The sequence below is a fragment of the Actinocorallia herbida genome, from assembly GCF_003751225.1.
Classification (GTDB): Bacteria; Actinomycetota; Actinomycetes; order Streptosporangiales; family Streptosporangiaceae; genus Actinocorallia; species Actinocorallia herbida.
In genome coordinates this window covers 9,390,151-9,416,640 of record NZ_RJKE01000001.1, presented here as the reverse complement: position 1 = coordinate 9,416,640, position 26,490 = coordinate 9,390,151, and the positions used below count along the sequence as shown (strand labels likewise).

Here is a 26,490-nt window from a genome sequence, read left to right as displayed (position 1 = left end):
CCCCATCATGGGCATGGACCGGTGCGAGCGACCACCTTGTCCCAGTTTGGGCACATCCCTCTGCGCACGCGGACCAAGAATCTCGGGGGTTCCTTATCACCCCCATGACAAGAGGTTTCCGCCCACCATATGGGTGAATTGGGGCTAAATGGGACGGGACAGGTATGGGTGGACGTTGGCGGTCGTGGCCGTCAGCGCCTTCATGGTGACCTTGGACAACACGGTCACCAACATCGCCCTGACCACCATCCGCAAGCATTTCGACGTGGGCCTCTCGGCGGTCACCTGGGTCACCACGTCCTACATCCTGATCTTCTCCTGCCTGATGATCGCCGGCGGCCGCCTCGTCGACGTCTACGGCGTCCGCAGGACCTACACGATCGGGATGAGCGCGTTCACCCTCGCCTCCCTCGGCGCGGGCCTCTCGCAGGAGCTCTCCCACCTGATCGCGTTCCGCGTGCTCCAGGGCGCGGGGGCCTCCCTCGCGCTGCCCGCGACGCTCGTCATGGTGATGAACAAGCGGACCGACAAGCAGAAGTCGCTCGGCAACCTCGTCTTCATCCTCACCGGCACCGTCGCGTCCGCGCTCGGCCCCGCCATCGGCGGCCTCATCACCGACGCGTTCAGCTGGCACTGGATCTTCCTGATCAACGTCGTGCCCGGCATCGTCGTCATCGCGCTCGGCCAGCTCGTGCTGGAGGGCCAGACCGACAACGGCCCGGAGAACGTCGACCTGCCCGCGGTCCTCACCTCCGCGACCCTCCTGTTCGCCATCACCTATGGCGTCCACTCGGGAAGCAATCCCAAGATCGGCTGGACGGATCCGAGCGTCCTCGCCGTCTTCGCCCTCGCCCTGATCTCGCTCTTCTCGTTCATCCTGGTCGAGAAGTGGGCGCCCAACCCCATGATCAACACCGAGTTCTTCCGGAACCGGGTGTTCTCGGGCGCGATCGCGGGCCAGATCCTGTGGGGCATGGGGTTCTCCGGTGTCCTCACCTACTCCGGGAACTTCGTCCAGGAGGTCCTCGGCTGGTCGGCGTCCCAGGCGGGCGCGGTCTTCATCCCGCCCGCCGTCATCATCGGCCTGGTGACGCCCGTCGGGTTCTGGCTGTCGACCAGGTTCGGGCCCCGCATCCCCATCTCCATGGGCATGGTGTCCATGTCATGCGGCCTCATCGCCTTCTCCGGGCTGAGGCAGGGCGACGACTTCTACGACCTCCTGCCCGGCATCGTCCTCGTCGGCGTGGGCTCGGCGCTCACGATGCCGCTCGGCCTCTACGCGCTGAAGGCCGTGCCCGAGAGCAAGACGGGCGTCGCGGGCGGGCTCATCAACGTCGGCCGCGAGATGGCCGCCGCGCTGGGCATCGTCGTGCTCGGCGCGCTGCTCAACGCGATGGAGAACTCGGCCAAGGCCGAGGGCAAGACCGTCGTCGAAGCGCAGGAGCAGGGCTCGTCGGCGGCGCTGATGCTCGGCGCGGCCCTCGTGCTGATCGGCGCGATCATCACCGTCAGCACCCTCCAGCGCAAGAGCGAGCTCGCCGAAGTGCCCGCGGGCACGCCGCAGCCCTCCCTCGACGCGTCCTCGATCACTTCCGGGTCCTTCCCCGTCATTCCGGACTGGTGGGGCACCAACCGAAAGGCGGGCATCCCGTCCGCATGGCCGCCGCCCCCGCCTTACAGTCCCTATGAGGCGACTTCGGAGGAGGACCGCACATGGGCCGGAAAGTAGTGATCTTCGCTGCCGGTTCGCGGGGCGACCTGCAACCGTGCGTCGCGCTCGGCCGGGGGCTCGCCGACCGGGGCGACGAGGTCAGCCTCATCTCCAGCGCCGCCTACCGGGACCTCATCGAAGGCGCGGGACTCGGCTTCCGGGAGCTGTCGATCGACCCGGCCGGGATCGTCGACTCCCCCGAGGGCCAGGAACTGCTGAGCGGGGGGCGCAACCCCGTCAGATTCCTGCGGAACATGAAGCGGATCGCCGCGCCGCTCGCCGAGAGACTCCTCGCGGAGGTCACCGACGGCACCGACGGGGCCGACCTCGTCCTCGCGCCCACCCTCGGCTTCCTCGGCGCGCACATCGCCGAGCACCGGGGCATCCCGCACGCCGTCATCCACTTCCAGCCGTCGCAGCCGACCGGGCGCTTCCCGCACCCGTTCGTGCCGCGCGCACGCCTCCTCGGCCCGTACGCCAACCGGCTGACCTACGAGGCGCTCGACTTCGTCACCTGGCAGCTCACCCGGCCGTTCATCAACACCTGGCGCGCCGAGCGGCTCAAGCTCGCGCCGCTGTCCCGGGTCGGTCCGCAGCGCGCGGCTCGTTCCGCGCTGGTGCTCTGCGCGTTCAGCTCGGTCGTGGTGCCGCGCCCCGCCGACTGGCCCGACAACGTCAGGCTCACCGGTTTCTGGTTCCTCGACCAGCCGCAGTGGACACCGCCCGCGGAGCTCACCGCGTTCCTCGACGCGGGGCCGCCGCCCGTCTACGTCGGATTCGGCAGCATGCAGCCCGGCGACCCGCACGAGACCGACCTGAAGGTCCGCACGGCGCTGCGCCTCGCCGGACTGCGCGGCGTGCTCCAGGGCGACCCCGCCACGTCCGAGGACGACATGCTCGTGGTGAAGGACGTCCCGCACTCCTGGCTGTTCCCCCGCATGGCCGCCGCCGTCCACCACGGCGGCGCGGGCACCACCGCCGAGTCCCTGCGCGCCGGGCTCCCCACGCTCGTCTGCCCCTTCTTCGGCGACCAGCCCTACTGGGGCGACCGAGTCCACGCCCTCGGCGCCGGCCCCATCCCCCTGCCCGTCCGCGACCTCACCGTCGAGACCCTCACCGCCCGCCTCCGCTCCCTCACCACCACCCCGGCCCACCGCGCCCGCGCCCAGGACCTCGCCGCCTCCCTCAACGCCGAGGACGGCGTGGCCCGGGCCTGCGAATCCCTGGACCTCCTCCAGCACTGACGGCGTCCCGTCCCGCGTCCCACGCGAAAGCCGCCCAAGAGGCCCTGAGGGCTTCCTGGGCGACCGGTTCAGCCGTCGGCCGGGGTGGCCCTGGAGTCGAGGACGATCCTGGTGCCCGGGGTGGTGGCGGCCGTCTGGAGGGTGCGGAGGTGGAGGAGGGACGGGTGCTCTTCGAGAAGGCGGGCGGTGTTGGCGAGGGAGCGGAGGGCGGCGGCCTCGCTGCGGGCGCGCTCGAGGTCGGCCTTGCCGCGCTCGCGGGCGAGGACGGTCTCAAGGGCGGCCTTGCGGAGCTCGCCCGGCAGCATGAGGTCGCGGACGACCGCCGCGCTGACGTGCAGGCCCAGCTCCGGGATTTCGCCGGTGAGGCGTTCCGCGACGGCCGTGAGGAGCGCGGCGCGGTCGGCGAGGAGGTCGTCCAGCCGAGCCGCCGCGACCACGGCGCGGACCGAGTCCTGGATCCTGCCGTAGAGCACGTGCTCGGAGTTCTTGGCGCCCATGACGAAGGCCTGCGGGTCGGTGACCGCCCAGGTGGCCGCGACGCTGAGCCGCAGCGACAGGGCGTCGAGGGTGAGCAGTTCCTGCCCCGTCACGTGCATGATCCGGGGCCGGAGGTCCACCTCGAGGGTCGTATGCCGCTTGCGCGATCCGACCCGGTGCCGGCCCGGCGCCAGCACCCGCTGGAACCTGCCGTCGCGGTAGAGGAGCTTGCGCTCCCAGTCCATGACCGTCACCAGCATCCGCTGCCTCCTTCGTTTCCCGCGCCCGGGGGGTGACGTGAAGGACGCCCCCTCTCCGGCCGCGGCCGCGCGGCGGGGGCTTCCTCCGAGGGAAGAGCCCGCAGGGCCGCGCGCCCGCGTACGGCCGGGGAAGGGGCGCCATGAGGAGTCGAACCTCGGGGACGGTGCCCCTACCAGGATGGATGGGACCGGAGCGACACGGGGCACGCGATGCGGAGATTCCGCTGCGCCCCTTGTCCGGTGTCCCTCACCCGTTCATCGTGACAGTTCCGGTGCCCTGCGGCCACGCATTTATCGCCCGTCCCGTCCCGACCGATGCCGTTTCGCCGGGATGCCGCTTGCGCTCGGACGGGACGGGAATGACCGCTGGGACCGGCTGGTTCGACGGGACGGGGGACTCGGGGGAGTCGTCTGGAGGGGGTGCCTGGTGGCGGGGCGTGAGGAAGGGCTCGGCGAAGACCACGGAAACGGGAACGGCCACGGGAAGCGGCTCGGGGTGCTGCGGGTGCCCGGTGAGGTCAGGGCGCCCGGCAGGGTGCGGCGGTGGGTGCGGGGTCTCCTCGCGCAGGGCGGGTACGCCGACGACGGGGATTCGACCGAGGTGGTGGCCTTGCTGACGTCCGAGGTGGTCACCAACGCCGTCCAGCACGGGCCGCGCGGCGGGGAGATCAGGGTCGCGGTATGGCGGGACGGCAAGCGGGTGCGGGTGGAGTGCGCGGACTCGGGCGGCGGCGTGCCCGTCGCCCGGGACGCGGCGGACGGCGACGAGGACGGCAGAGGCCTGATGCTGCTCGACGGCCTGGCCAGGGACTGGGGCAGCCGCACGGGCGAGTCCGGCACGTCGGTCTGGTTCGAGGTGGACGCCTGACCGACGTGCCGGGGAGCCCGCTCAGTACTTGCGCGCCTTGATGGCCTTCATCGCCTTGGGCCAGGAGCGCTTGAGCTCGATCTTCCAGAACGGCCAGGAGTGCCGGCCGCCCGAGTAGATGTGCGCCGTGTACTTGATGCCCAGGGCGTCGAGCCGCTTCTTGAAGTCCATCGTGCTCATACCGACGAAGTACTCCGAGATGAGCCCGGCGTCGCTCGGCAGCAGCATGCCGCTGCCGGTCGAGAAGTAGATGCCCGTGCCCCTGAGGCTCTCCGCGAGCGACCAGGGGTCGTGCGCCTCCCAGTTGGCGCGGTCGTCCACCGGGTCGCCGTAGATCAGGTCGGGGTCGGTCCTCGGCGAGTTGATCGTGTTGAGCGCCTCGGGGATGCCGGGCGACAGGATCGACAGGAGGCCGCTGTAGGCGGCGACGAATTTGAACCGGCCCGGGTAGCGCGCGGCGTAGGTCATCGCGCCCTGACCGCCGGACGAGTTGCCGATGACGGCGCGGCGGGTGCCCGTGTGCATGTTGCGGTTCATCAGCTGGAAGACCTCCGTCATATGGAAGGTCTCCCACTCGGGCGGTCCGCCCGCGCCCTTGTTGTACCAGTTCGTGTACGAGCCGTTCGCGCCCTCGGGCAGGACGACGATGGCGTTCCACTTGGCCGCGAGCTGCCCGATCTGGGAGCTGCGCGTCCACGACTTGTAATCGGCGTCGCCCCCGCCGTGCAGCAGGTACACGACGGGCCAGGTCTTCTTGGTCTTGAACTTCCAGCCCTTGGGCAGCAGCAGCCTGACCTTGCGGGTCTTGCCGCCGAGGCCCTTGGACCGCACCGACACGTCGAGCTGCCGCTTGTTCTTGGTGACCCACTTGTAGGCCGTGATGGCGCTGCCGTTGTCGGCCTTCTTGAAGGAGACCTTCTTCTTGGCCGACGCGGCCGACGCGGCGGGCACGGCGGCGGCGGGGGCCGCGGAGACCGAGCCGGCGGACAGGCCGAGCGCGAGCGCGAGGGCGGCGAGGGCGGCGGGGAGGGAGCGGGAGGGGGTGCGCATGTCAGTACTTCTTGGCCCCGATGGTCTTCATGATCTTCGGCCAGACGAAGTTCGTCTCCCGGCGCCACGCGGGCCAGTTGTGCCGGCCCTTCTTGTACAGGTGCGCGGTGAAGGGGATGTTCAGTTCCTTCAGCTTCGTCTGGAAGTACTGATCGCTGTACCCGGTCCATTCCTCGGCGATGAGGCCGATGTCCCACGGGTCGAGGTCCTGCGGGTCGCCGGGACCGGGCTCGCCGTCCAGTCCCGAGGAGAAGAAGATCTTGGTGCCGCGCAGCTTCGCGGCGAGGTCGTACGGGTTGTGCTTCCGCCAGTTGGCCGCGTCGGCCGGGTAGGAGCCCCAGATGGCGTTCGGGTCGGCCCCGTTGCCCGAGTTGATCTGGGAGAGGAACTGCGGGATGAACGGCGCCCTGATGTGCAGGAGGCCGCTCAGGGACGCGGCGTACTTGAACTTGCCGGGGTAGCGGGCCGCGTAGGTCATCGCGCCCTGGCCGCCGGACGAGTTGCCCATCACCGCGGCGGAGGCGCTCGCCCGGAAGTTCTTCTGCATCAGCGGGATGACCTCCTTGATGTGGAAGTCCTCCCACTTCGGCGGGCCGCCCTTGCCGTAGTTGTACCAGTTCGTGTACGAGCCGTTCGCGCCCTCGGGCATCGCCACGATGACGTCGTACTTCGCGGCGATCGACTCGATCGAGGTGCTGCGCGTCCACGACTTATAGTTGTCGTGGCCGCCGTGGTACAGGTACACGATCGGCCAGGTCTTCTTGGACTTCTGCGACCACTTCTTCGGCAGCAGCAGCCTGACCTTGGGGTTGACGCCCGGGAGCGACGGCGTCTTGATGGTGACGTCAGCCTGGCGCTTGTTCTTGCTCACCCAGGTGAACTTCGTGATCGCCGCGCCCGACGGGGCGGGCTCGAACGTCAACCGGGGGGCCGCCGAGGCCGCGCCGGGCACGAGCCCGACGGTCAGGACGACGGCCCCGATGAGGCCGCCGGATCTCAGGTGCCCGAAACGGCGCCGGGTATCACCGCGCATGATCATCCTCCACCTCGCGCCAGTGCCAGCCCGACCCGGACGGGTCGGCCACGATCTCACGCCGTCGTCCGGGCTGTCCGCCCGGGTGCCGGCCGCCGCCCGTCCACACGTAACCGCCGCCCTGCCGGGGGACGATGCCGCGCGTCGGGCGTCCGTTCTGTCCGTTCAGCGCCGGACCTGTCGCCGATGTCACACCCGGCCCGCCCTTCGCGGGCGCGGCGCCCGGGAGGTCGATGTCGTGCACCTCGCGCAGGTCGATCGCCGCGTGCAGCTTCTTCAGCGGGCCGGGCAGCCACCAGTTCGCGTCGCCGAGGAAGCGCATGGTGGCCGGGACCAGCAGCGAGCGCACCAGCGTCGCGTCCACGATGACCGCGACGAGCAGCCCGACGCCCAGCTCCTTCACCGTGGTGATCTTCGCGGTGGAGAACGCCGCGACCACGACGACCAGCAGCACCGCGGCGCTCGTGATGATCCCTCCGGTCTGCTGGAGGCCGCGCGCGACCGCCCTGCGGTTGTCGTGGCTGCGGTCCCACTCCTCGCGGATGCGGCTGAGCAGGAAGACCTCGTAGTCCATCGACAGGCCGAAGACGATCGCCAGCACGAGGATCACCGAGTTGGCGTCCAGCGAGCCCGTCGGGGTGAACCCGAGCAGCCCGGCGAGGTGCGCGTCCTGGAACGCCCAGACCATCGCGCCGAAGGAGGCGCCGATGGACAGGAGGTTCATGATGACGGCCTTGAGCGGCAGCAGGATCGAGCCGAACGCGGCGAACAGCAGGATGAAGATGGCCACCCCGACGAACGCCGCGGTCTTGGGCAGTGACCGCGCGAGGCTGTCCATGAGGTCCATCTGGACCGCCGTCGAGCCGCCGACGACGATGTGGTTGATCGCCTCGGGCCGGTTCTGCGGGGTGTCGAGCGCCCGCAGGTCCCGCACGAGCTGCTTGGTCGCCTCGTCGTTGGCCTCGCCGGTGTAGGTCACCTGCATCCGGACGAGCCCGTCGCGCTGGCTCTGATTGGTGAACTGCGCGGCCGTCACGTTCGGCATCGCCGCGACCTTGTCGCGGAAGTCGGCGAGGTTCTTGGGGAGCTCGTCCCTTCCCTGTTTGAAGTTCTTCGGCACGAGCGCGCCTTCGAGCAGCACGTCGATCGGGTCGAGCACCCCGCCGGAGAAGTTCGCCTGGACGGTCTCGACCACGACGCGGGCCGGCATGCCCTCGGGCAGCGAGCGGATGTCGGACAGCCCGAACTGGACGTGCAGGAACGGCGTGACGAGCGCGACGAGGATCGCGGAGGTCCCCAGGAAGTATACGAACGGGCGCTTCATCACGCTGTGCCCGAGCTTGTACCAGGCGCCCTCCTCGTCGGGGCGCGGCTTGCGAGCACGCCGCTTGCGCCACGGCATCTGCCCGAACTCGATCCTCGGACCGAGGATCGACAGCATGCAGGGCAACACGACCAGCGACATGATCAGCGCGACGACGATGACCGCGTTGCCCGCGATGCCGATCGACTTCAGGAACATCTGCGGGAACAGCAGCAGGCCCGCCATCGACGCCATGACGGTGACCGCCGAGAACATGACGGTCCGGCCCGCCGTCGCCATGGTGATGCCCATCGCGGTCGGCCCGTCGCGGCCCTTGGCCAGTTCCTCCCGGAACCGGTTGATGATGAACAGCGAGTAGTCGATCGCGAGGCCGACCGCGAGCATGCTGACCAGCGACGTCGTCAGGCTGGACACGTCGACGACCATGGTCGTCGCGCGCATGACGGCGAGCGCGCCGAGGATGGAGAAGATGCCGACGAGCACGGGCTGGAGCGCCGCGGCGACACTGCCGAACACGATGATGCCGATGATCAGGACCAGCGGCAGCGAAATCACCTCGGCCCGGGTCAGATCCTCCATCATCTGGGTGAGGAAGTCGTTGCCGATCTGCACCGCCCCGCCGACCTGGACGGTCATGCCGGGCGCGGTGATGTGCTTCTTGACCTCCTCGAGGTCCGCGACCTTGGCGGCGTCGGCCTTCAGCGGGTCCTTGTCGCCCTGGAGGTCGAGCATCACCAGGGTGCTGTGGCGGTCGTGGGAGATGATGTTCTCCCGGCCTTCCCTGGCCTCCTTGGTGCTGCCCTCGATGTGCCAGTAGCTGAAGATCTTCTTGACGTTCGCCTTCGGCAGCCGACCGATGGTCGACAGCACCGACTGCATGTACTCGGGGTCGGTGACCTCGTACTTCTCACTGCGGTAGACCAGCATGACGTCGGGGTTGGCGCCGCCCCAGACCATCGACGCCGTCCGGTTGACCGCGGTCGAGTCGGCGCCCGGGTCCTCGAACCCGCCGGACTTGAGCACGCCGGGGCTGAAGACGCCGAGGCCCCAGTAGCCGGCCCCGAACGTGATCAGCACGGATAGGAGCAGCACCAGCCAGCGGAACCGATGGACGAAGCGTCCCCAGCCGTACATTTCGGTCGTTCTCCTGCCTTGCTGTGCTGACGCCCCTGAACGGGGTGCGGTCCTAGCGCGCGAGCCTGTCGGCCGTCCGGACGAGGTCGCCGTCCAGGTAGCGGGTGCGCGTCGCGGCCCGGGCCACCTTCCCGCTCGAGGTACGGGACAGCGAGCCGGGCTCGATGAGGACGAACTCGTGGATGTGCATCTCGTGCACCTGGTTGACCTTGGCGCGCACGGCCCGCTCCACCTCGGCGAGGTCGAGTTTGGCCACCGGAAGCCGCCGGTTGCGCTCCGCCACCACCACGAGCCGCTCGGTCTCCTCGCCCGACACGGCGAAGGCCGCGACGTAGTCGGGCCGGATCGCCGGAGAGGCCGCCTCGGTCGTCACCTCGACGTCCTGCGGGTAGTGGTTGCGGCCGTCGACGATGATGAGGTCCTTGATCCGGCCGGTCACGTACAGCTCGCCCGCGTGGACGCCGCCGAAGTCACCGGTGCGCATCCAGCCGCCCGCGGGGATGCCCTCGGCGTCCTCGATCACCGCGCCGAACGTCTCGGCGCTGCGCTCGGGGTTGTTCCAGTAGCCGAGGCCCACGTTCGGGCCGTGCACCCAGATCTCGCCGACGACGCCGTCGGGCCGCTCCCGCCGCGTCTCGGGATCCACGACCGCGACGTACTGTCCCTGCGGCGCGCCGTTGGAGACGAGCGACTGGGCCTTGTCGGCGTCCGACGGGACGATCCGGCCCTGGGTGAGCGCCTCGCGGTCGACCTTGAGCATCCGGGCGGGGACGCTCGGGTCGGGGTTGGTGACGAAGCTGCCGGACACGAAGACCGTCGCCTCGGCCAACCCGTAGGCGGGCCGCAGGACGCCGGGCCGCAGGCCGACGGGCGCGAACGCGCGGGTGAAGTTCTCGACCGTGGACGGCCGGATCGGCTCCGCGCCGTTCAGGCAGACGTTGAGGCCACTGAGGTCCAGACCCTCGAGGCTCTTGGCGTTGGCCTGGCCCGCGACGTAGTCGTAGGCGAAGTTCGGGCCCGCGGTGTAGACGTTCGGGCATTCGGAGATCAGCCGCATCCAGCGGATCGGCCGCATGAGGAACGACATCGGATCGGCGAGGATCACGTGGTTGCCGTGCACGAGCGGCAGCGCCAGCGCGGTGACCAGGCCCATGTCGTGGAAGAGCGGAAGCCAGGTGACGGCCTCGCACGTCTCGATCTCCGGCGGGTCCCAGGACGTCCAGAGCTGGCGGGCGTTGGCGGCGAACCCGCCGTGGGTGATCTCCACCCCGGCCGGTGCGCTGGTGGAGCCCGACGTGTACTGGAGGTAGGCGAGATCGTCCGGGGAGATCGAAGGCAGCTCGTAGCCTTCTCCGATGCTCTCGTCGATCTCGTCCGACAGGACGATCCCGCGCGGCCGTGGCACGTCGTGCTCGTCGAGGAACTTCTCGACGTACGGCAGCGCGGCGGCCGTCGTCACGATGACGGCGGGGGCCGAGTCGGAGTAGGCCCTGACCAGGCGGTCGGCGTTGCCCGGCAGGTCAGGGGAGAACAGCGGGACCGCGATCACCTGGGCGGCGAACGCGCCCGCCATCGAGGTCAGGTAATCGAGGCTCTGCGGGAGCAGCAGCGCGGCTCGGTCGCCGGGCTCGGCGTACTCGAGGAGCGACACCGCGACGGCCCTCGCCTTGCGCCAGGCCTCGGCCCAGGACAGCGTGTGCTTGGCCCCGTCCCGGTCGGACGAGTAGTCCACGAAGGTGAAGGCCTTGGCGGCGGGCTTGGTCACGGCGTGCTCGGCCAGCAGCCCTACGAGAGGCCGGCGGTCTAGGTCGGGGAGCAGCGAACCCAAGGCCATGAAGGACTCCAGGGGGGCGTGGGTATGACTTCGTGAGGCTACCGGAACGCCCTCCGCAAGGGTCACTAACCGCCAGGACGATTCGATTCAGGACCTTTTGTTATCCGGATGACAAGACGGGGATGAATCGCTCCCTACCTGCGGCTTTCCGAGCGGAGCCCTCGCAGACCCATTTTCCGGTCATCACTCAGCGCCTTCCGCGCCGACGCAGCGGGTAACCGTCGTGCAGCGACAGGCGCCGCCGCCAGGCGCCGATCGCCACGGTGCACCACAGCAGCAGCACCTCCCCGACGACCGCGACGGCGAGGACCGTCAACCAGGCGGACTTCTCCTTCGGCTCCGCCCAGGCGTCCGCGGTGTCGAGCGACATCGCGGCGTGCTCGACCAGGTGCGGCGTCGGGGCCGCGGGCGCCGGGACCTGGGCCGGCGCCGGGGCGAGCCCGGGGAGCGCCCTGGCGGGCGGCGCCACCGACGGGGTCACCACGGGCAACCCGTCGATCCCCCCGGACGCGGTCGCCATGGGCGGCGCCGCGTCGAACCCGCCCGGCCCCTCCGCGACCGGCGGCGCCACCTGGGGCTGCGGCGCCTCGGGCACCCGCGGCACGACCGGCCCGCGCGGCAGGTTCTCCGGCAGGACCTGCGGGCCGGGCTGCGCCCCGGGCTGTGGGACGACCTGGGGCAAAGAGATCGCGGGCGGAGTCACCTGGACCGGCTCGGTGACCGCCGGCCCCTGCGGCTCGGGCAGGAACTGCTCGACCGGGACCTCCAGGGCGGGCCTCCCCGAGGCGCTCGGACCGAGCTGGCCGGGCGGAAGCGTGATCGACGGCCCGGACACGGCGCCGTTCCCGGCCTGCTGGGCGGGCCTGCCGGAGGACTTGGGCGGCGGGTCGGCCTTGAGGCCGGTCGAGGGCTGCACGGCGGGCCTGGCGGAGGGCCTGCCGAAGGGCGTTCTGGTGGGCGTGGGCGCCGGGCTGGTCGTGGAGCTGGTCGTCGGGCCGATCGCGGGCTCGGCGGCGGGCCGACCGGCCTCCTCCCCGGCCGGATCGGCGTTCGTCCGGACAGGCGTAGGGCTGGACGTCGGTTTGGGGGACTCGCCTTCGGCGGCGGAGTCGGGCTCTTCCTTCCGGGGCTCCTCCGCCTCCCCGTCTCCGGAGTCTCCCGCTCCGGCGTTCGCGAGGGGCGCCGGATCTGCCCCGGACGGCGCGGCGTCCTCCCCGGCGGCGTCGGGGAACGCGGCGGCGTCATCGAAGCCCGTGTCCTTGATCCAGTCCAGGTCGGGTTCCTTCGCGCCGGCGACTTCGGCAGCGGAATCTTCCGCGTCGGCGGCGGAATCATCGGCGGCGGTGGTGGCGTCGGGCTCGGCCGTGCCGTCCGTCAGGTCGTCCGGCATCTCGGCCGCGTCGGGTCCCCGGACCAGGCCGCCGTCGACGACGCCTTCGAGGCCATCGCCTACGAGGTCGTCGCCTACGCCGTTCTCGGCCGGGTCCGGGCCGTCCGTGGGCGTCGGCACGGGTTCCAGGACCGGCACGCTGCCGGAGGCGGGGTCGGCGGTCACGATCGTGCCCGCGGCGTTGGCCGCGGACACCGCGGCCGTGAACCGGCCGGGCGTGCCCGTCTCGCGGACGCCGAAGCGCGGCAGCCGGACCGTGCCCTTGACGGAGCCGGGACTGCAACTGAGGCCCGTCGGCACCGCGACGCAACTCTCGGGCTTCTCGGCCCACTCGGCGTCGGCGCCTTCGGCCGAGACCGACAGCCGCACGTCCTTGGCGACGCCCTCGGGCACGCTCAGCGAGACCTCGTAGTAGTGCACGTCCGCGGCGCGGCCGAGCGCCGCGGCGACCGCCTCGACCTCGACCTTCCGCGCCCCGGACGGCCGGTCCTCGGCCGTCTCGCCGCTGCTCCAGGCCGCCATCGGCCAGGCCAGCAGGCCCGCGGACAGACCCGCCGCGACCGCCGTGCTCCGCGTCCGTCCCACGCTTCCTCCCCCGTAGATGATCATTTGGGGGGCGTGTGACTCCATGCCCGGCTCGCACCGCCGATAACCCCCCGCCCCCTCTTTCGGTGGGCGAAAAACGGTTTCCGTACACTGACGGCATGACTGTGCGTTCGCTGGAGCGGGCCTTCGAGCTGCTGGAGCATCTGGCGGACGCGGGCGGCGAGATGGCGCTGACCGAGCTGACCGAGCGGTCCGGACTGCCGATGCCGACGGTCTACCGGCTGATGCAGACCCTCGTCGGGCACGGGTACGCCCGCCAGGAGGCGTCCCGCAGGTACGCGCTGGGCCCCCGGCTGATCCGGCTCGGCGACAGCGCGTCCCGGCTGCTGGGCACCTGGGCGCGGCCCGTCCTCGCCGCGCTCGTCGACGATCTGGGCGAGACCGCCAACATGGCGGTGCTGGAAGGCGACGAGGTCGTCTACGTCGCGCAGGTGCCGTCCCGCCATTCGATGCGCATGTTCACCGAGGTCGGGCGGCGGGTCCTGCCGCACTGCACGGGGGTGGGCAAGGCCCTGCTGGCCCAGCTCCCCGAGGAGGTCGCGCGGGAGATCGTCGGCCGGACGGGGATGCCCGCCCGCACCCCGCGCACCTTCACCGACCCCGACGCGCTCATGGCCGAGCTCGCCCTGATCCGCGCCCGCGGCTACTCCATCGACGACGAGGAGCAGGAGCTCGGCGTCCGCTGCGTCGCGGTGCCGCTCCCGCAGACCCCCGCGCTCGCGGCGCTCTCGGTGTCCGGGCCGAGCGGCAGGATGACGCCGGAGACCGTCGAGAAGGTCATCCCGGTGATGCGCGACGCCGCCGCGGCCTTCGCCGTCGAGCTCGCCGCGCGCGACTGACCCTGCCCGGTGAACATGGCCCGGACGGCTCCGGGAACACGAAGGCCGCGCGGCCCCGGGTAGGGACGGCGCGGCCTTCGCGCGGAGATCAGCCCAGCGGATTGGTGGGCAGGCCGACCTGGCCCGCCTGTGTCTGCAGACCGGGCAGCCCGGGCAGACCGCCCAGCTTGCCTCCCGCGCCCGCCGGGTTCACCGACTTGGCCGCGGCCCCGATACCCGTGAGGCTGCCCGCGATCGCCTTCATCAGCGGGTTGCCAGGCCCGAGCAGCATCGACGCGGGGGTGCCGAGCGCGATCGGGTCGTCGTCGGCGCGGCGCTCGGCCGCGGCGAACTCGGCGCTGCGGTCCGGCACGCCCTCGCCCACCGCGTCGGGCGCGCCGTTCGCGGTGCGGCCGAGCGGCGAGATGCCGCCCACCAGCTGGCCGACGATGTCCTTGTTCCCCTTGGCGCCGGTGAGCTGGCCGACCAGGTCGCCGCCGCCCTTGATCGGGGCGCCGCCCTTGATCGCGGGCTTGCTGCCGCCGCCCTTGCCCTTGCCCTTGGTCGCGTTGCCTCCGACCACTCCGCCGAGCAGGTCGCCGACCGGGTTCTTGCCGCCGAGCGCGCCGTTGAGCAGGCTGCCGACGGGGTCGGCCGGGGAGGGCATCCGGGCCGACGACGTGCAGCGGGAGACCGCGAGGTCGGTGGGCTCGCCCGACTCGTCCACGAGGCGCATGCCGACGACCTCGCCGCCGAGCGCGTCGCTGGTCTGGTGGTTGAGGATCGCGTAGGCGCCGTCGGCGAGCGGGATCCTGGTCCCGGCCGCGGGGGCCTCGGGCAGCCGCTTGCCCGCGAGCCTGCCGTTGATGACGGTGGCGCCCGACAGCTTACCGTCCGGGGCGGCCGTGCACCGGCTGCCCAGGTTGGTGAGGTTGAGCGCGTTGGGCTTCGCGCTGACGCCCGACAGCAGTGAGGTGACCTGCTGCGTGCCGTTGGCGAGCTGCTGGACGACGCCGAGGCCCCCGGCGACGCCCATCCCGTCCTTGCGGACCTGGACCCCTTCGACGATCTTCACCACGGGTCGCGCCTGATTGGCGACCAGTCCGGTGCCCTGCGCCAGGATCGCGGCGGGGCCGCCGTCCTTGGCCGCCGCTGCCGGCGCCGCGCCGATCAGGGCGAGCACCGGCGCGAACGCACTGGCGCAGACCAGGGCCTTCGTCGAGTTCTTCATTTCCCATCCCCCTGCGGACTCGGTCACACCGCCTTTCCGACGGCACCATCGGGCCGGACGTTAGTACAGGTCAGGGCCTGGGGAAAGGGAAACGACACGTTCCTTGAACATGCCGTGAAGCCTTTCACGGAATGAGCATCGCCCGCCCATTCTGGCATTTCCCCCAATGATTCCCCACTCCCTTTCTGGCTTATCCCGACAAGTCCACGCGGAACCCGGAGCCGTCGGGGGGTGGCGCAGGAGGGCACTGGAAGGCCAAGCTCTTACCTATCCTTGAGCGGTGGCATGCCTTGGCATGACCCGCGACGATCCCGGAGGACCAGGCAAGTGGCTACCAAGAGCAAGGCGGGCGGCGGCGACGCGAGAGAACGCGTGGCCAAGATGCGCGCCGCCGAGAAGCGCGCGGAGCGCGTCCGGTGGATCATCACCTTCGCGGTGGTGATCGTCGTCGTCGGCGCCCTCGGCGGCGGCGCCTTCTGGGCGATCAATCGGGACAAGGCGGCGCAGGAGGAGAAGCACAACAAGGCGAACCAGGCGCGTGTCGAGGCCGGCCCGCCGTGGGCCCTGCCCGACGACCCGATCAAGCGCGCCGAGGAGCTCGGCCTGGACGTCAAGCTGGGCATGGAGGGCGACGCCAAGCACATCCACGCCCACCTGTCCCTGTTCGTGAACGGCGAGCAGCAGCAGGTCCCGGCGAACCTCGGCATCGACGCCGCGGGCAACATCGCCGAGCTGCACACCCACGACACCCGCGGGGTCCTGCACGTCGAGTCCTACAGCCCGGACAAGGTCTTCAACCTCCAGCAGGTGTTCGACCTCTGGGAGATCCCGCTGTCGAAGACCGGGATCGGCCAGTTCAAGACCGACGCCACCCACACCCTGAAGCTCTACGTGGACGGCAAGGAAGTCCAGGACGCCGCGCAGGACATCACGCTGGAGTCGCACCGCGAGATCGCCGTCGTCTACGGCACCGCGGAGCAGAACAAGAACGTGACCGTGCCCGCGACCTTCGCCTTCGAAGACGGCGAGTGACGCCGTAGCGCGCTAGAGCGGACGCTCAGACAGGCACCGACCGGGCACGGCTCCCTCACCGGGGGCCGTGCCCGTCGCGGCTCAGGCGGCGCCGGGGCCCGCGGCGAGACCCGTGCAGTCGCGCAGGGCCTTCCAGCGGGCCACCTCGGCCTTGGCCGCGGCGCCCTTGAGCGGGATCGGCAGGCCGGAGGAGATCCTGGCGGGCTTCCAGGCCGCCTTGAGGATCTTGCCGCCCTTGGCCTTCAGCACCAGGACGCCGGAGGCCGCGGTCGCCCCGCCGGCCGAGCTGAACACGAAGTTCCCCAGGCCGTAATGGACATAGCTGCCGCGCAGGTACCCGCCCGCCAGCGGCACGTGCGCGTGCCCGCCGACGACGACGTCCGCGCCCGCCTTGACGAGCTGGTCGGCGAGCTCCTCCTGCCGGGGCAGCGGGCACGTCGCCAGCTCCTGCCCCCAGTGCAGGTAGACCACGACGAGGTCGGACCCCTTGCGGGCCGTCTCGACGGCCTGGACCATCCGGTCGACGTCCTTGGCCGAGGCCAGGCCGCCCTTCTCGTCGGTCGCGGTCCACGCCGCGATGAGGTGGTCGTCGAGAACCTGGGTCGCACCGAGGACCGCGATCTTGTTGCCCTTGATCTCGGTCCGGTAGGGCGCGTAGGCCTCGTCGGCGTCCTTGCCGATGCCGAGCGTCGGGAACTTGGACTTCTTGATGGCCTTCAGCGAGTCGGCGAGACCGGTCTCCATGAAGTCCATGCCGTGGTTGTTGGCCATGCTGACGGCGTCCACGCCCGCCGCGCGCAGCGCTTTGAACGCGGTCGCCGGGGCGCGGAAGGTGAACTCCTTGCCCGGCGCGGGCGTACCCCCCTCGGTGATCGCCGTCTCCAGATTGACCATCGCGAAATCGGCCTTGCGCAGGGTCGCCGCGACGGGCCCGAGCGCGGTCTTGGGGGTGGCCAGCCGGGCGCGCAGGTAGTCCTCGAAGTGGACATCGCCGCCGAACGCCAGCGTGATGGCCTCCTGGACGGGCTCCTCCGGCTCGTTCGAGGCGGCGCCCTCCGCCTCCGCGGTAGGCCGGGTGCCTCCTTCGGCCTCCGACTTGTCCTCGGCGCTGCTGCACGCCGCCGCACTCAGGGCGAGCGCCACGACGGCCGCCGACATCAACTTCGCCCGCATGTAGGGACCTCCAGCGACGGGTGACCTCTGCCGCCGACAGGATGGCAGAGCCTGATCTCCCTTAGGTGACGCCGTGCGGAGGCCGTGTGTTCACCCGATCAGGCCACGGAGATCACTGCTTGAGGCCCGCGCACCCGGTGAGCGCCTGCCACGCGGTGTAGGCGTTCTGGGCGGCCTCGTCCTTGAGCGGCGCAGGCAGGCCGGGAGCCTCGATCGCGGCCGGGGCCCAGTCGGCGCCGGTGACGATCGAGCCGCTGAACGTCAGGGTGAGCACGCCGGTCTGCCCGGTCGGCCCGGCGGCGTCGAAGTCGGGCGTGATGAAGGAGCCGAGGCCGTAGTGGACGTACTTCTCCTTGAGCAGGCCGCCGCCCTGGAGCACCCCGGCGCCGCTGCCGACGACGGCGTCCGCGCCCGCGTCGATGTACTTCGCCGCCTCGCTCTTCTGCGCGTCGTCCGGGCAGCTCTGACCCTTCTCGCCCCACTCGCTGTAGACGACGACGGCGCTGTACTTGCCGTCGGCGTCCTTGATCGCCTGGATGAGGCGGTCGTCCCCGGCGACCTTCTGCTCCGCGCCGAAGAACGCGACCTGGCCGCCGTTGACGTTCGCGACCAGCGGCTCGAAGGTGCCGCCCATCACCGGCATCGTCGTGTCCGCCGGGACCTCGGCCGCGCCGACCATCGCCGCGTCCACCCCGGCGGCCTGGAGCGCGGGCAGCGCCTTGACGTCCGAGGCGTGCACCACGGTCACATCGGCGGCGCCGAGCTGCGGAGCGGCCGTCGACAGGGCCTTCGCCGGGTCGTCGAGGCGGCCGGCGAGATCGCCGGTGAAGGAGACGTCGCCCGCGAACGCGAGGGTGAAGACCGCCCCCGCCGTGCCCCGGTCGGCCTCGGACGCGGTGTCCGTGCCGGACGACGCGCATCCGGCGAGGGCGAGCAGGGCTCCAACGGCGATCAGTCTGCGCATCATCCCCCTAGAATGCCGGGCTCCCTATGCTGGTTCGAACCACCCCCCTGGAGAGGACGAGCGTGGACATCGACCTGATCAGGCAGCACACACCGGGCACGCGGCACGCCATCCACCTGAACGCGGCCGGCTCCGCGCTGCCACCGGAACCCGTCCTGACGACGGTTGTCGCGCATCTCACACTGGAGTCGGAGATCGGCGGCTACGAGGCGGCCGACGCCGCCGCCGAGGACCTCGCCGGCTCCTATGCCGCGCTCGCCGAGTTGGTCGGCGCCGAACCCGCCGAGATCGCCTTCACCGAAAGCGCCACTCGCGCATGGGATCAGGCTTTCTACGCCATTCCTTTCAAACCCGGCGATCGCATCCTCACCACCGAGAGCGAGTACACGAGCAGCGCCCTCGCCTACGCCCAGGTCGCCCGGAGGCACGGGACGGTCACCGAGGTCGTGCCCGACGACGCCGACGGCACCATCGACCTCGACGCGCTCGCCGCGGCCCTCGCCCGGGGCGGCGTCCGGCTCGTCGCGCTGAACCACATGCCGACCCATGACGGGCTGATCAACCCGGCCGCCGAGGTCGGCGCCCTGGCCCGGGAGCACGGCGCCCTGTTCCTGCTGGACGCCTGCCAGTCCGTCGGCCAGGTCCCGGTCGACGTGCGGGAGCTGAACGCCGACCTGCTGTCGGCGACCGGGCGCAAGTTCCTGCGCGGGCCGCGCGGCACCGGCTTCCTCTACGCCAGGGCCGAGATCCTGCCGCTGCTCGACCCGCCCGTGGTCGACCTGCTGGCGGCCGACCTCACCGGCCCCGACGACTTCGCGTTCCGGCCCGACGCGCGGCGCTTCGAGAGCTGGGAACGGTCCGTCGCGAACCAGCTCGGGCTCGGGACCGCCGCCCGGTACGCGCTCGACCTGGGGCTCGACGCCATCGCGGGGCGCGTCCAGGGCCTCGCCGCCCGGCTGCGCACCGGACTCTCCGGCCTGCCCGGGGTGACCGTGCACGACAGGGGCGCGCACAAGAGCGGCATCGTGACCTTCGGGCACACCGTGCGGGAGGCGGGCGAACTCGTCACGGAACTCGCGGCGCGCGGAGTCGTCACCCGGGTGTCGGAGCAGACCTTCCGCTACGACGGCGGGGCCCATCCGCCCGCGCGGGTGCGTGCCTCGGCGCACTACTACAACACCGAGGACGAGATCGACCAGGCCGTCGCGACCCTCGCCGAGGTGCTGGGGGGCTAGCCGACGCCCGCCGCCAGGGCCAGATCGTCCTGGTAGGGCGTGGTGGCGTAGTGCTTGCGGAACCAGTCGGTGAGGGCGCCGTCGACGCTGACCGCGGCGGCCACCGGCGGGCGCGGCTCCAGGCCGGGGGCGTCGGCGAGCGCGTGCCCCATCCGGAAGGTCGCGGCCTCAGCGGTGGTCAGGCCCGCGTCGGCGAGCAGATCGCGCAGGGACATCACCTCCGAGGTCGGCACCAGCAGGTCGGTGCCGCCGCTGACCAGCAACACCCGGGGGTCCTGCCGGACGACCTCGGCGGCCCGCCCGGCGATTTCGAGCCGGGCGGCGACGGCCCGGGTCTCGGCGTCCCACGGGTAGGGGCCGAGCCGCTGCTCGCGCGCGGCGACCGCGCGCGTCGGGCTGGAGACCGGGGCGAGCAGGGCCGCGGCGGAGACCTCGACCCGCCGCTCGGCGAGCGCGAGCAGCGCGATGAGCGCGCCCTCGCCATGGCCGACCAGGCCGATCGCGCCGTCCCCGCAGCCCAGCAGGGCGCGCAGCGCGGCGACGCACTCGGGCAGCTCTGCGGCGGCACGTTCCACGGTGCCGCCCAGCAGCCGCACGTAGTCGCGGTCGGCGACGTCGCCGGGCAGCCGCAGCCCCAGGTAGACCCGCCACACCGGCACCGAGGTCATGGGCAGCGCCGCCGCCATCGCGGCCTCCGTGCGCGGTGGGTCGAACGCGTGCCAGGCCACGATGAGGCCCTCGGCGGGCGGAGAGTCCACCGCGGTCGGCGGTAGCGCCACAAAGGGGACACCGCCGACAGAGCCGCTGCGCGGCCTGGCGATTTCGTCACCGGTCATGAACCCATGGTGACAGGATGGACGGCCATGGGACACGCCAAAGAAGTAATGTCCGGGAATCATGGGTTTCGACCGCCATAGCGGTCTTCTGCTGGGTGAACAGTAGATAGATCACTGTTCGAGGTAGCCGGACAGGTACGTCTGGATAAGCCCCTTGGCCTCGCCGATCACCGCGTCGTCGCCGTCGGCCGCGCGGCGGAAGGCCATCTTGATCAGCGCGTCCGCCGACTCGACGGTGATCGCGAACGCCCGCTCCAGCTCCGGGCTGTCGGCGACCCCCGTCGTCTGGACGATCAGCTCGCGCAGCCGGTCGGCCACCACCGCGTTGTTGTCCTCGGACTCGTCGAGCAGGTGCAGGTCGGCGACGTCGCCGAAGCGCAGCACCCGGAAGCCCGGCACCGTCCGGTGCATCTCCACGAAGATGTCGATCGCGCGGCCGACCAGCTGGGACCAGCTCCGGGCGGGCAGTTCGTCCAGCAGCACCCCGATCCGGTCGCCGAACTCCTCGAGGTTGCGCAAGGCGAGCGCCTGGGCCACCGCGCGCTTGTCGGGAAAGAACTGGTAGACCGATCCGATCGCCACCCCCGCCCGTTGGGCGATCCTGGTGGTCGACAGACCGTCGTACCCTGCCTCGTCAAGAATCTCGGCGCAGGCGTCGAGCATCCGCTGGACCCGCTCGGCCGAACGGCGCTGAGCGGGCTTACGCCGCAGTGGGGTCCCCGTCTCCGTCACCGCTCCATCATCCCCCGGAGGGGTATGCGCCGCATCACCAGCCTGTCCGGTTGGCATGGCTTCGTCCTGGGGTTTGTACCTTGGAGGGTAAAGCGGACTCCGCCACCGGCTCACCGAGGCGCCGGCGACCGGTGAAGCCTGCCCGTTTCCTTGACTTGATCGTGTGGTGGAGAGATGGACGTGACCGCCAAGGCGGACTCCGCGGCGCAGCTGCGCGGCGCCGGACTGAGAGTGACGTCCGCGCGGGTGGCGATCCTGGAGACGCTCCGGTTCGCCCGGCATCTGACGGCCGAAGAGGTCGCGGGGAAGGTACGCGAACGGGTCGGCCATGTGTCGAGTCAGGCCGTCTACGAGGCGCTCAACGCGCTGACCGACACCGGGCTGCTGCGCCGGATCGAGCCCGCGGGCTCGCCCGCCCGGTACGAGTCCCGGGTCGGCGACAACCACCACCACCTCGTCTGCCGCAGCTGCGGGGCGGTCGCCGACGTCGACTGCGCGGTGGGGCACGCGCCCTGCCTGGAGCCCGCGAACGCGGCGGGCTTCGCCGTCGACGAGGCCGACGTCATCTACTGGGGGCTCTGCCCGGCCTGCCAGGCGGCGTAGGCGCCGCCCCGCGGGCTCAGGCGCCCAGGGCCCGCATGATCAGCGGCCAGGCCGCCTTGTACTCGCGATCCCAGTAGGGCCAGGCGTGCATGCCGTCGCCGTAGAGGTTGACGGTCGCGGGGATGTCCATGGCCTCCAGGCGGGCCGCCATGTCCTTGGCGGTCAGACCGACGAGCTTCTCCCCCGTCGTCCCCGCCGCGTAGTGCTTGACGACCTCGATGACGTCGCCCTTCTCGTCATAGATGACGTCGGGGCCGGGGTCGAGCGGCCCCGGCAGGCCCGTGGTGCCCGAGGAGATGTAGATCCCGGTCCCGCGCAGCGCCGCCGCGTTGACGTACGGGTCGTGCTCCAGCCAGTTCCAGCGGTCGAACAGCGGGTCGCCGAGCTTGTCGAACGGGTCGGCGACCTCGCCGACGACCATGTCCGACAGCAGCATGATCGCCGGGACGCCCGGCTTCGTGGGGTGGAGCATGCTGCTGAACGCCGCGACGTAGTCGTAGAGGCCGGGGTTGCGGGTCGCGTACATCATCGCGCCCGACCCGCCGGAGGAGATCCCCATCACGGCGCGCTTGGCGCCGCCGTGGAAGTTCCGCTCGACGAGCTGGCGGACCTCCTGGGTGTGGAAGGTCTCCCACTTGGGCGAGCCGCCCTTGCCGCCGTTGTACCAGTCGACGAATCCCTGGCTGTGCCCCGACTCCGGCATGACGACGATGACGTCGGCGCCCGCCGACGTCTTCTCGATGTCGGTCTTCTCGGTCCAGATCGTGTACGTGTCGGGTCCGCCGCCGAGGACGTAGAGCACGGGCCAGGTCCGGTCGGCGTTCTCGGTCCAGCCCTCGGGGAGGAGGATCCGGACCTTGGGGTCCATGGCGGTGACCGACGGCGTGTCGACGGTGATGTCCACGGTGCGCGGGCCGATCCGCTCGGTCGCGACGATCTTCGCGCCGCCGTCGGCGGGGACGGGGGCGGCGGCCGCCGCGGGAACGGCGAGCAGCCCTGTCGCAGCCACCGAAAGGGAGGTCAGGGCGCAGATCAGAACCCGACCGAAATTCTCAAGCTTCACCGTGCGGCACTCACCGTTCACCCACCCCTGCCAGGGTTCCCTCACGGTTACCGTGAAGTAGAGCGCAACATATCGGACATAGGCCCGGGCGGGACAGATCAGTGCGTTGCGGTTCAGTCGCCTTCCCACCACGGTTTCGCACAGGTCGGGAAGAGATGGCGGTCGAAGTCCGTCCGGTACTGGTCGTGCACCCGGGCGTCGGTGATCCGCAGCACCGTCTCGTCGTTGCGGCGCAGGTCGTAAGGCATGTAGTTGAGGCTGCCCGTGAAGACGGCCTTCCGGCCCGTCACGCCCTCGAAGCTCCCCGCGCCCGCGTCGATCGCCAGGTACTTGGAGTGGACGGTCATCGGCTCGGTGCACTCCCGCGCCGCGTCGACGCCCTCCCGCACGTACTCCTCCATCCGGATCGCGGCCTCCGGGTTCGTCCCGAGCATCCCGTAGACGAGGTCGACCCGGCAGTGCCCGCCCGGTTCCGCGCGCAGCAGGGCGAGCCGCTCGGCGACCGGGCGCAGCCCGAACTTGAACATCGCGATCCGGATCCGGGTCGGCCGCTTCGGATCCGCGCTGCACCGCACCTGGCCGAGCGCCTCGGAGATCGGGTCGCCGTATCCGGCGCTGGGGGTCGTGTAGAGCGCGTGCTTACCGCTGACGACATGGGTGAAGGCGTCGTCGGGCGGCGGGAGCACCCGGTCGACGCCCCCTCGCAGCCGCTCGAAGTAGTCCCCGTAGACGGCGTAGAGCCCCGGGTCGGCGACGGAGTAGGCGTTGTTCCAGAACTCCGTGCGCTCCTCCAGCGTGAGGTTCGCCGAGCTCTGCACGACGACGTCGGGGGTGGCGCCGACCTTGGAGAACAGGAAGAACTTGTTGTGGTGGATGCCCGTCCCGAGGCAGCCCCAGCTCTTCCGGCACTCCGCGGCCCACGAGCCGTCGGTGAACCCCGGCCGGTGGCCGCCGATCTTCTTGCGCAGCAACTTGAAGTACCCGCGCGCCTGGCTGTCCGAGGAGTTGTTGGTGACGATCTGGACCGTCACCCTGCGCTTGTCCTTCGCCCGGACCAGGGCATCGGTGATCGCGTCGTCGCGCCACAGGTACATCGCGGCGCGGATCGTCGAGCCCGGCGCGGCGTGGTCGATCAGGTCGAGGAGGCGGTCGCGGATCGCGTTCTCCCGGCCGGGGCCCGCGGCCGTCGGATGGCTGAAGACCGCGCCCTCGGGCGGGCGGTAGCCGGTGCGCGACGCGTGCGCGGGAGACGCGCAGAGGGGGATCGCGCCGGCCGCCGCGGCGGCCAGCGGGAACGCGAGGGATCTCAGGAGCGGCACGCGCAAGATCATCCCTCCCGCCCCGTGGGCGACACGGGGTCCCTGTCCACCCTTGACCCGCCCTTGGCTCGGTGCGGAATCGCGGCCCCCGGCACTGTGCGCCGGCCCAGGATCAGGTGCCGGACCCTGTCAGACACCCCGTGGTAAGTGGTTACATACCGAGCATGAGCCGCATCGCGACGAGGACATGCCCCCTGTGCGAGGCCCTGTGCGGGCTGGAACTCACGCTCGAGGGCGACAAGGTGACCAAGGTCAGAGGCGACCGGAACGACCCGTTCAGCAAGGGCTTCATCTGCCCCAAGGGCGCCAGCTTCGGCAAACTCGACAACGATCCGCACCGGCTCGCCGCCCCCCTCGTCGACGGGGCCGAGGCCACCTGGGAGGAGGCCTTCCAGGAGGTCGGCCGGTCCCTCCGCCGGGTCATCGACACCTATGGCAAGGACGCCGTCGGCGTCTACTACGGCAACCCCAGCGCGCACAGCGTCGCCGGATCCCTGTACGGCACCGCCGTCATCAAGGGCATCGGCACCCGCAACGTCTTCAGCGCCAGCACCTCCGACCAGATGCCCAAACACGTCGCCGCCGGATACGTCTTCGGCGACCCGCTGGCCATCCCGGTCCCCGACCTCGACCGGACCGGGTACCTGCTCATGCTGGGCGCCAACCCGCTGGAGTCCAACGGCAGCCTCTGCTCGGCGCCGAACTTCCCCGGCAGGCTCAAGGCGATCCGCGCGCGCGGCGGCCGCATCACCGTCATCGACCCGCGGCGCACCCGCACCGCCGAACTCGCCGACGAGCACGTGCCGATCCGGCCGGGCGGCGACGCCTGGTTCCTGTTCTCCCTGGTCGACACCCTGCTCGGCGACGGCCTGGCCGAGCCGCGGCACGAGGTCGCCAACCTGGACCGGCTGCGCCACCTCGCCGCCGAGTTCACCGCCGAGGCCACCGAACCGCTCACCGGCATCCCCGCCGCGACCACCCGGCGGATCGCCCGGGAGCTCGCCGCCGCCGAGACCGCCGCCGTCTACGGCAGGATCGGCACCTGCACCCAGGAGTTCGGCACCCTCGCGAGCTGGCTCATCGACGTGCTGAACATCCTCACCGGCAACCTCGACCGGCCGGGCGGCGTCATGTTCCCCAAGGCCGCCCACTCCTTCGGCAGGCGCTCGCGGCCCTACCGGACCGGGCGCTGGCACAGCCGGGTGCGCGGCCTGCCCGAGGCCAACGGCGAACTGCCCGTCGCCGCGCTCGCCGAGGAGATCGAGACCGAGGGCGAAGGCCAGATCAAGGCGCTCATCACCATCGGCGGCAACCCCGTGCTCTCCGCCCCCGGAGGCGACCGGATCGGCCGCGCGCTGGAGAACCTCGAGTTCATGGTCAGCGTCGACCCGTACCTCAACGAGACCACCGCGCACGCGAACGTCGTCCTGCCCCCTCCCCCGCACACGCGGTCCCCGCACTACGACGTCGCGCTGCTCTCGTTCGCCGTGCAGAACTACGCGCGCTACTCCCCGCCCGTCGTCGACCGGGGCGACCGGCCCGCCGAGTCGGAGATCATCGCGCGGATCGCCGGGGAGATCCTCGGCGTCACCCCCGAGCAGCTCGACGAGACGGTGATCCAGTCCACCTTGAAGAAGGCGGGCCGCGAGGACCTGCGGGCCGAACTCGGGCCGCCGAACGCCGAGACCCGGCTGGACATGATGGTCCGGCTCGGCCCCTACGGCGTCACCCTCGACGACCTGGTCGGCGGCAGGCTCATCGGCCCCCTGGAACCGCGTCTCGCCGAAGTCCTCGTGCTGGACCGCATCGACATCTGCCCCGACCTGTTCGCCGCCGACGTCGACCGGATGCGCGCCTCCCGGACGTCCGACGGCTTCGTCCTCATCGGCCGCCGCCACCTGCGCTCCAACAACAGCTGGATGCACCAGATCGACGGGCTGACCGGCGGCACCAACACCTGCACGCTGCGGCTGCACCCAGACGACGCCGCCGACCTCGGCATCGCCGCGGGATCCCTGGTCACGGTCGCCTCCCGGACGGGCTCGCTGGAGGTCGAGGCCGAGCCGAACGACGAGATCATGCGCGGGGTCGTCAGCCTCCCGCACGGGTGGGGCCACGCCAGGCCGGGGACCCGGCTCGGCATCCCGGCCGGGCGGGCGGGCGTCAGCGCCAACACCCTCACCGACGAGTCGACCATCGACGTGCTGTCGGGCAACGCGGTCTTCAACGGCGTGCCCGTCACCGTCACCCCGGTCGGCTGACGCGTCCGGCGCCCGTCCCGTCCGCTGGGAGGGGACGGGACGGCGCCGGATCAGACCGTCGCGCGGACGATCTCCACCCGGATCTGCACCCGCAGCTCGGCGGGGGTGTCGGCGTGCACGAGCAGGCGGCAGCCCGCGCGGAGCTGGTCGATGCTGAGGGGGCGGCTCGCGGTGCGGAAGGCCCACCAGCGGCCGGTTCCGCTGCGCCAGGCGCGCCAGCCGGGGAAGTCGGTCTCGATCCGGGCGGCTTCGGTCTCGTCGTCTGGCCGTCGCGTGCTCATGGCCTGCACCA

General features: G+C 71.3%; 22 protein-coding genes. 8 read left to right on the top strand and 14 right to left on the bottom strand.

Features of this window, described 5'->3' with window-relative positions:
• Window positions 1-184: 184 nt before the first annotated feature.
• Both EDD29_RS42955 and EDD29_RS42950 read left to right on the top strand, forming a co-directional pair.
• Window positions 185-1,729 carry an MFS transporter gene (locus EDD29_RS42955; protein WP_170201799.1) on the top strand — a complete coding sequence of 515 codons (1,545 nt, stop codon included), beginning with the start codon at window positions 185-187 and terminating at the stop codon, window positions 1,727-1,729.
• Window positions 1,714-2,955 (top strand): glycosyltransferase, encoded by a 1,242-nt coding sequence (locus EDD29_RS42950; RefSeq protein WP_123669862.1) that lies wholly within the window; start codon window positions 1,714-1,716, stop codon window positions 2,953-2,955. The genes EDD29_RS42955 and EDD29_RS42950 overlap by 16 nt, the downstream gene beginning before the upstream one ends.
• A 68-nt stretch (window positions 2,956-3,023) precedes the next feature.
• Here EDD29_RS42950 and EDD29_RS42945 read toward each other — a convergent pair whose 3' ends face one another.
• Window positions 3,024-3,692, bottom strand: a complete 669-nt coding sequence (locus tag EDD29_RS42945) for a slipin family protein (RefSeq protein WP_123669861.1) — start codon at window positions 3,690-3,692, stop codon at window positions 3,024-3,026.
• 427 nt (window positions 3,693-4,119) lie between these two features.
• Here EDD29_RS42945 and EDD29_RS46090 point away from each other — a divergent pair, with 427 nt between their 5' ends.
• Window positions 4,120-4,560 carry an ATP-binding protein gene (locus EDD29_RS46090; RefSeq protein ID WP_170201798.1) on the top strand — a complete coding sequence of 147 codons (441 nt, stop codon included), beginning with the start codon at window positions 4,120-4,122 and terminating at the stop codon, window positions 4,558-4,560.
• A 21-nt stretch (window positions 4,561-4,581) separates the two neighbouring features.
• Here EDD29_RS46090 and EDD29_RS42935 read toward each other — a convergent pair whose 3' ends face one another.
• From EDD29_RS42935 to EDD29_RS42915, 5 genes are all read right to left on the bottom strand, one after another.
• On the bottom strand, window positions 4,582-5,610 hold the full coding sequence (locus tag EDD29_RS42935; RefSeq protein ID WP_123669860.1) for an alpha/beta hydrolase: 1,029 nt from the start codon (window positions 5,608-5,610) through the stop codon (window positions 4,582-4,584).
• 1 nt (window position 5,611) lies between these two features.
• On the bottom strand, window positions 5,612-6,643 hold the full coding sequence (locus tag EDD29_RS42930; protein ID WP_170201797.1) for an alpha/beta hydrolase: 1,032 nt from the start codon (window positions 6,641-6,643) through the stop codon (window positions 5,612-5,614).
• Window positions 6,633-9,101 carry an MMPL family transporter gene (locus EDD29_RS42925; protein WP_123669858.1) on the bottom strand — a complete coding sequence of 823 codons (2,469 nt, stop codon included), beginning with the start codon at window positions 9,099-9,101 and terminating at the stop codon, window positions 6,633-6,635. Before EDD29_RS42925 ends, EDD29_RS42930 begins: the two co-directional genes overlap by 11 nt.
• Before the next feature lie 52 nt (window positions 9,102-9,153).
• Window positions 9,154-10,935, bottom strand: coding sequence for a fatty acyl-AMP ligase (locus EDD29_RS42920; protein WP_123669857.1), 1,782 nt, complete (start codon window positions 10,933-10,935; stop codon window positions 9,154-9,156).
• A gap of 187 nt (window positions 10,936-11,122) precedes the next feature.
• Entirely contained in the window at window positions 11,123-12,910 is a 1,788-nt protein-coding gene (locus EDD29_RS42915; RefSeq protein ID WP_148086292.1) for a hypothetical protein, read from the bottom strand.
• Between the two features lie 119 nt (window positions 12,911-13,029).
• Between EDD29_RS42915 and EDD29_RS42910 the strand changes: the two genes are divergently transcribed.
• Entirely contained in the window at window positions 13,030-13,770 is a 741-nt protein-coding gene (locus EDD29_RS42910) for an IclR family transcriptional regulator (protein WP_123669855.1), read from the top strand.
• Between the two features lie 88 nt (window positions 13,771-13,858).
• On the opposite strand, the gene EDD29_RS42905 is transcribed toward EDD29_RS42910, so the two are convergent.
• Complete coding sequence (locus tag EDD29_RS42905) at window positions 13,859-14,980, bottom strand: hypothetical protein (protein ID WP_123669854.1); 1,122 nt, start codon at window positions 14,978-14,980, stop codon at window positions 13,859-13,861.
• Window positions 14,981-15,307: 327 nt separating this feature from the next.
• On the opposite strand from EDD29_RS42905, the gene EDD29_RS42900 reads away from it, so the two are divergent.
• Window positions 15,308-16,012 carry a hypothetical protein gene (locus EDD29_RS42900; RefSeq protein ID WP_123669853.1) on the top strand — a complete coding sequence of 235 codons (705 nt, stop codon included), beginning with the start codon at window positions 15,308-15,310 and terminating at the stop codon, window positions 16,010-16,012.
• Between the two features lie 81 nt (window positions 16,013-16,093).
• On the opposite strand, the gene EDD29_RS42895 is transcribed toward EDD29_RS42900, so the two are convergent.
• Window positions 16,094-17,185, bottom strand: coding sequence for a CapA family protein (locus EDD29_RS42895; protein ID WP_123669852.1), 1,092 nt, complete (start codon window positions 17,183-17,185; stop codon window positions 16,094-16,096).
• A 112-nt stretch (window positions 17,186-17,297) separates the two neighbouring features.
• Entirely contained in the window at window positions 17,298-18,152 is an 855-nt protein-coding gene (locus EDD29_RS42890; protein WP_123669851.1) for a CapA family protein, read from the bottom strand.
• Window positions 18,153-18,211: 59 nt separating this feature from the next.
• Here EDD29_RS42890 and EDD29_RS42885 point away from each other — a divergent pair, with 59 nt between their 5' ends.
• A complete protein-coding gene (locus EDD29_RS42885; RefSeq protein WP_246053312.1) occupies window positions 18,212-19,384 on the top strand; it encodes an aminotransferase class V-fold PLP-dependent enzyme in 1,173 nt (390 codons plus the stop codon).
• Here EDD29_RS42885 and EDD29_RS42880 read toward each other — a convergent pair.
• Window positions 19,381-20,220, bottom strand: a complete 840-nt coding sequence (locus tag EDD29_RS42880) for a hypothetical protein (RefSeq protein ID WP_148086291.1) — start codon at window positions 20,218-20,220, stop codon at window positions 19,381-19,383. The genes EDD29_RS42885 and EDD29_RS42880 overlap by 4 nt on opposite strands.
• A 111-nt stretch (window positions 20,221-20,331) precedes the next feature.
• Entirely contained in the window at window positions 20,332-20,952 is a 621-nt protein-coding gene (locus EDD29_RS42875) for a TetR/AcrR family transcriptional regulator (RefSeq protein ID WP_246053311.1), read from the bottom strand.
• Window positions 20,953-21,126: 174 nt separating this feature from the next.
• On the opposite strand from EDD29_RS42875, the gene EDD29_RS42870 reads away from it, so the two are divergent.
• The gene (locus tag EDD29_RS42870) at window positions 21,127-21,555 is read left to right on the top strand and encodes a Fur family transcriptional regulator (protein ID WP_123669847.1); all 429 of its coding nucleotides are present in this window, start codon (window positions 21,127-21,129) and stop codon (window positions 21,553-21,555) included.
• A gap of 16 nt (window positions 21,556-21,571) precedes the next feature.
• Here EDD29_RS42870 and EDD29_RS42865 read toward each other — a convergent pair whose 3' ends face one another.
• Both EDD29_RS42865 and EDD29_RS42860 read right to left on the bottom strand, forming a co-directional pair.
• Window positions 21,572-22,564 (bottom strand): alpha/beta hydrolase, encoded by a 993-nt coding sequence (locus tag EDD29_RS42865; protein ID WP_148086290.1) that lies wholly within the window; start codon window positions 22,562-22,564, stop codon window positions 21,572-21,574.
• A 167-nt stretch (window positions 22,565-22,731) separates the two neighbouring features.
• Complete coding sequence (locus tag EDD29_RS42860; protein WP_170201796.1) at window positions 22,732-23,937, bottom strand: phospholipase D-like domain-containing protein; 1,206 nt, start codon at window positions 23,935-23,937, stop codon at window positions 22,732-22,734.
• Window positions 23,938-24,101: 164 nt separating this feature from the next.
• Here EDD29_RS42860 and EDD29_RS42855 point away from each other — a divergent pair, with 164 nt between their 5' ends.
• A complete protein-coding gene (locus tag EDD29_RS42855) occupies window positions 24,102-26,198 on the top strand; it encodes a molybdopterin-dependent oxidoreductase (protein WP_123669844.1) in 2,097 nt (698 codons plus the stop codon).
• Window positions 26,199-26,248: 50 nt separating this feature from the next.
• On the opposite strand, the gene EDD29_RS42850 is transcribed toward EDD29_RS42855, so the two are convergent.
• A complete protein-coding gene (locus EDD29_RS42850) occupies window positions 26,249-26,479 on the bottom strand; it encodes a hypothetical protein (RefSeq protein ID WP_148086289.1) in 231 nt (76 codons plus the stop codon).
• Window positions 26,480-26,490: the final 11 nt, after the last annotated feature.

Coding starts and splice junctions, on each gene's coding strand:
- EDD29_RS42890 (WP_123669851.1), bottom strand. CDS start 18,152: ATGATGCGCAGACTGATCGCCGTTGGAGCCCTGCTCGCCCTCGCCGGA.
- EDD29_RS42950 (WP_123669862.1), top strand. CDS start 1,714: ATGGGCCGGAAAGTAGTGATCTTCGCTGCCGGTTCGCGGGGCGACCTG.
- EDD29_RS42945 (WP_123669861.1), bottom strand. CDS start 3,692: ATGCTGGTGACGGTCATGGACTGGGAGCGCAAGCTCCTCTACCGCGAC.
- EDD29_RS42910 (WP_123669855.1), top strand. CDS start 13,030: ATGACTGTGCGTTCGCTGGAGCGGGCCTTCGAGCTGCTGGAGCATCTG.
- EDD29_RS42855 (WP_123669844.1), top strand. CDS start 24,102: ATGAGCCGCATCGCGACGAGGACATGCCCCCTGTGCGAGGCCCTGTGC.
- EDD29_RS42920 (WP_123669857.1), bottom strand. CDS start 10,935: ATGGCCTTGGGTTCGCTGCTCCCCGACCTAGACCGCCGGCCTCTCGTA.
- EDD29_RS42880 (WP_148086291.1), bottom strand. CDS start 20,220: ATGACCGGTGACGAAATCGCCAGGCCGCGCAGCGGCTCTGTCGGCGGT.
- EDD29_RS42925 (WP_123669858.1), bottom strand. CDS start 9,101: ATGTACGGCTGGGGACGCTTCGTCCATCGGTTCCGCTGGCTGGTGCTG.
- EDD29_RS42895 (WP_123669852.1), bottom strand. CDS start 17,185: ATGCGGGCGAAGTTGATGTCGGCGGCCGTCGTGGCGCTCGCCCTGAGT.
- EDD29_RS42905 (WP_123669854.1), bottom strand. CDS start 14,980: ATGAAGAACTCGACGAAGGCCCTGGTCTGCGCCAGTGCGTTCGCGCCG.
- EDD29_RS42850 (WP_148086289.1), bottom strand. CDS start 26,479: ATGAGCACGCGACGGCCAGACGACGAGACCGAAGCCGCCCGGATCGAG.
- EDD29_RS42930 (WP_170201797.1), bottom strand. CDS start 6,643: ATGCGCGGTGATACCCGGCGCCGTTTCGGGCACCTGAGATCCGGCGGC.
- EDD29_RS42870 (WP_123669847.1), top strand. CDS start 21,127: ATGGACGTGACCGCCAAGGCGGACTCCGCGGCGCAGCTGCGCGGCGCC.
- EDD29_RS42935 (WP_123669860.1), bottom strand. CDS start 5,610: ATGCGCACCCCCTCCCGCTCCCTCCCCGCCGCCCTCGCCGCCCTCGCG.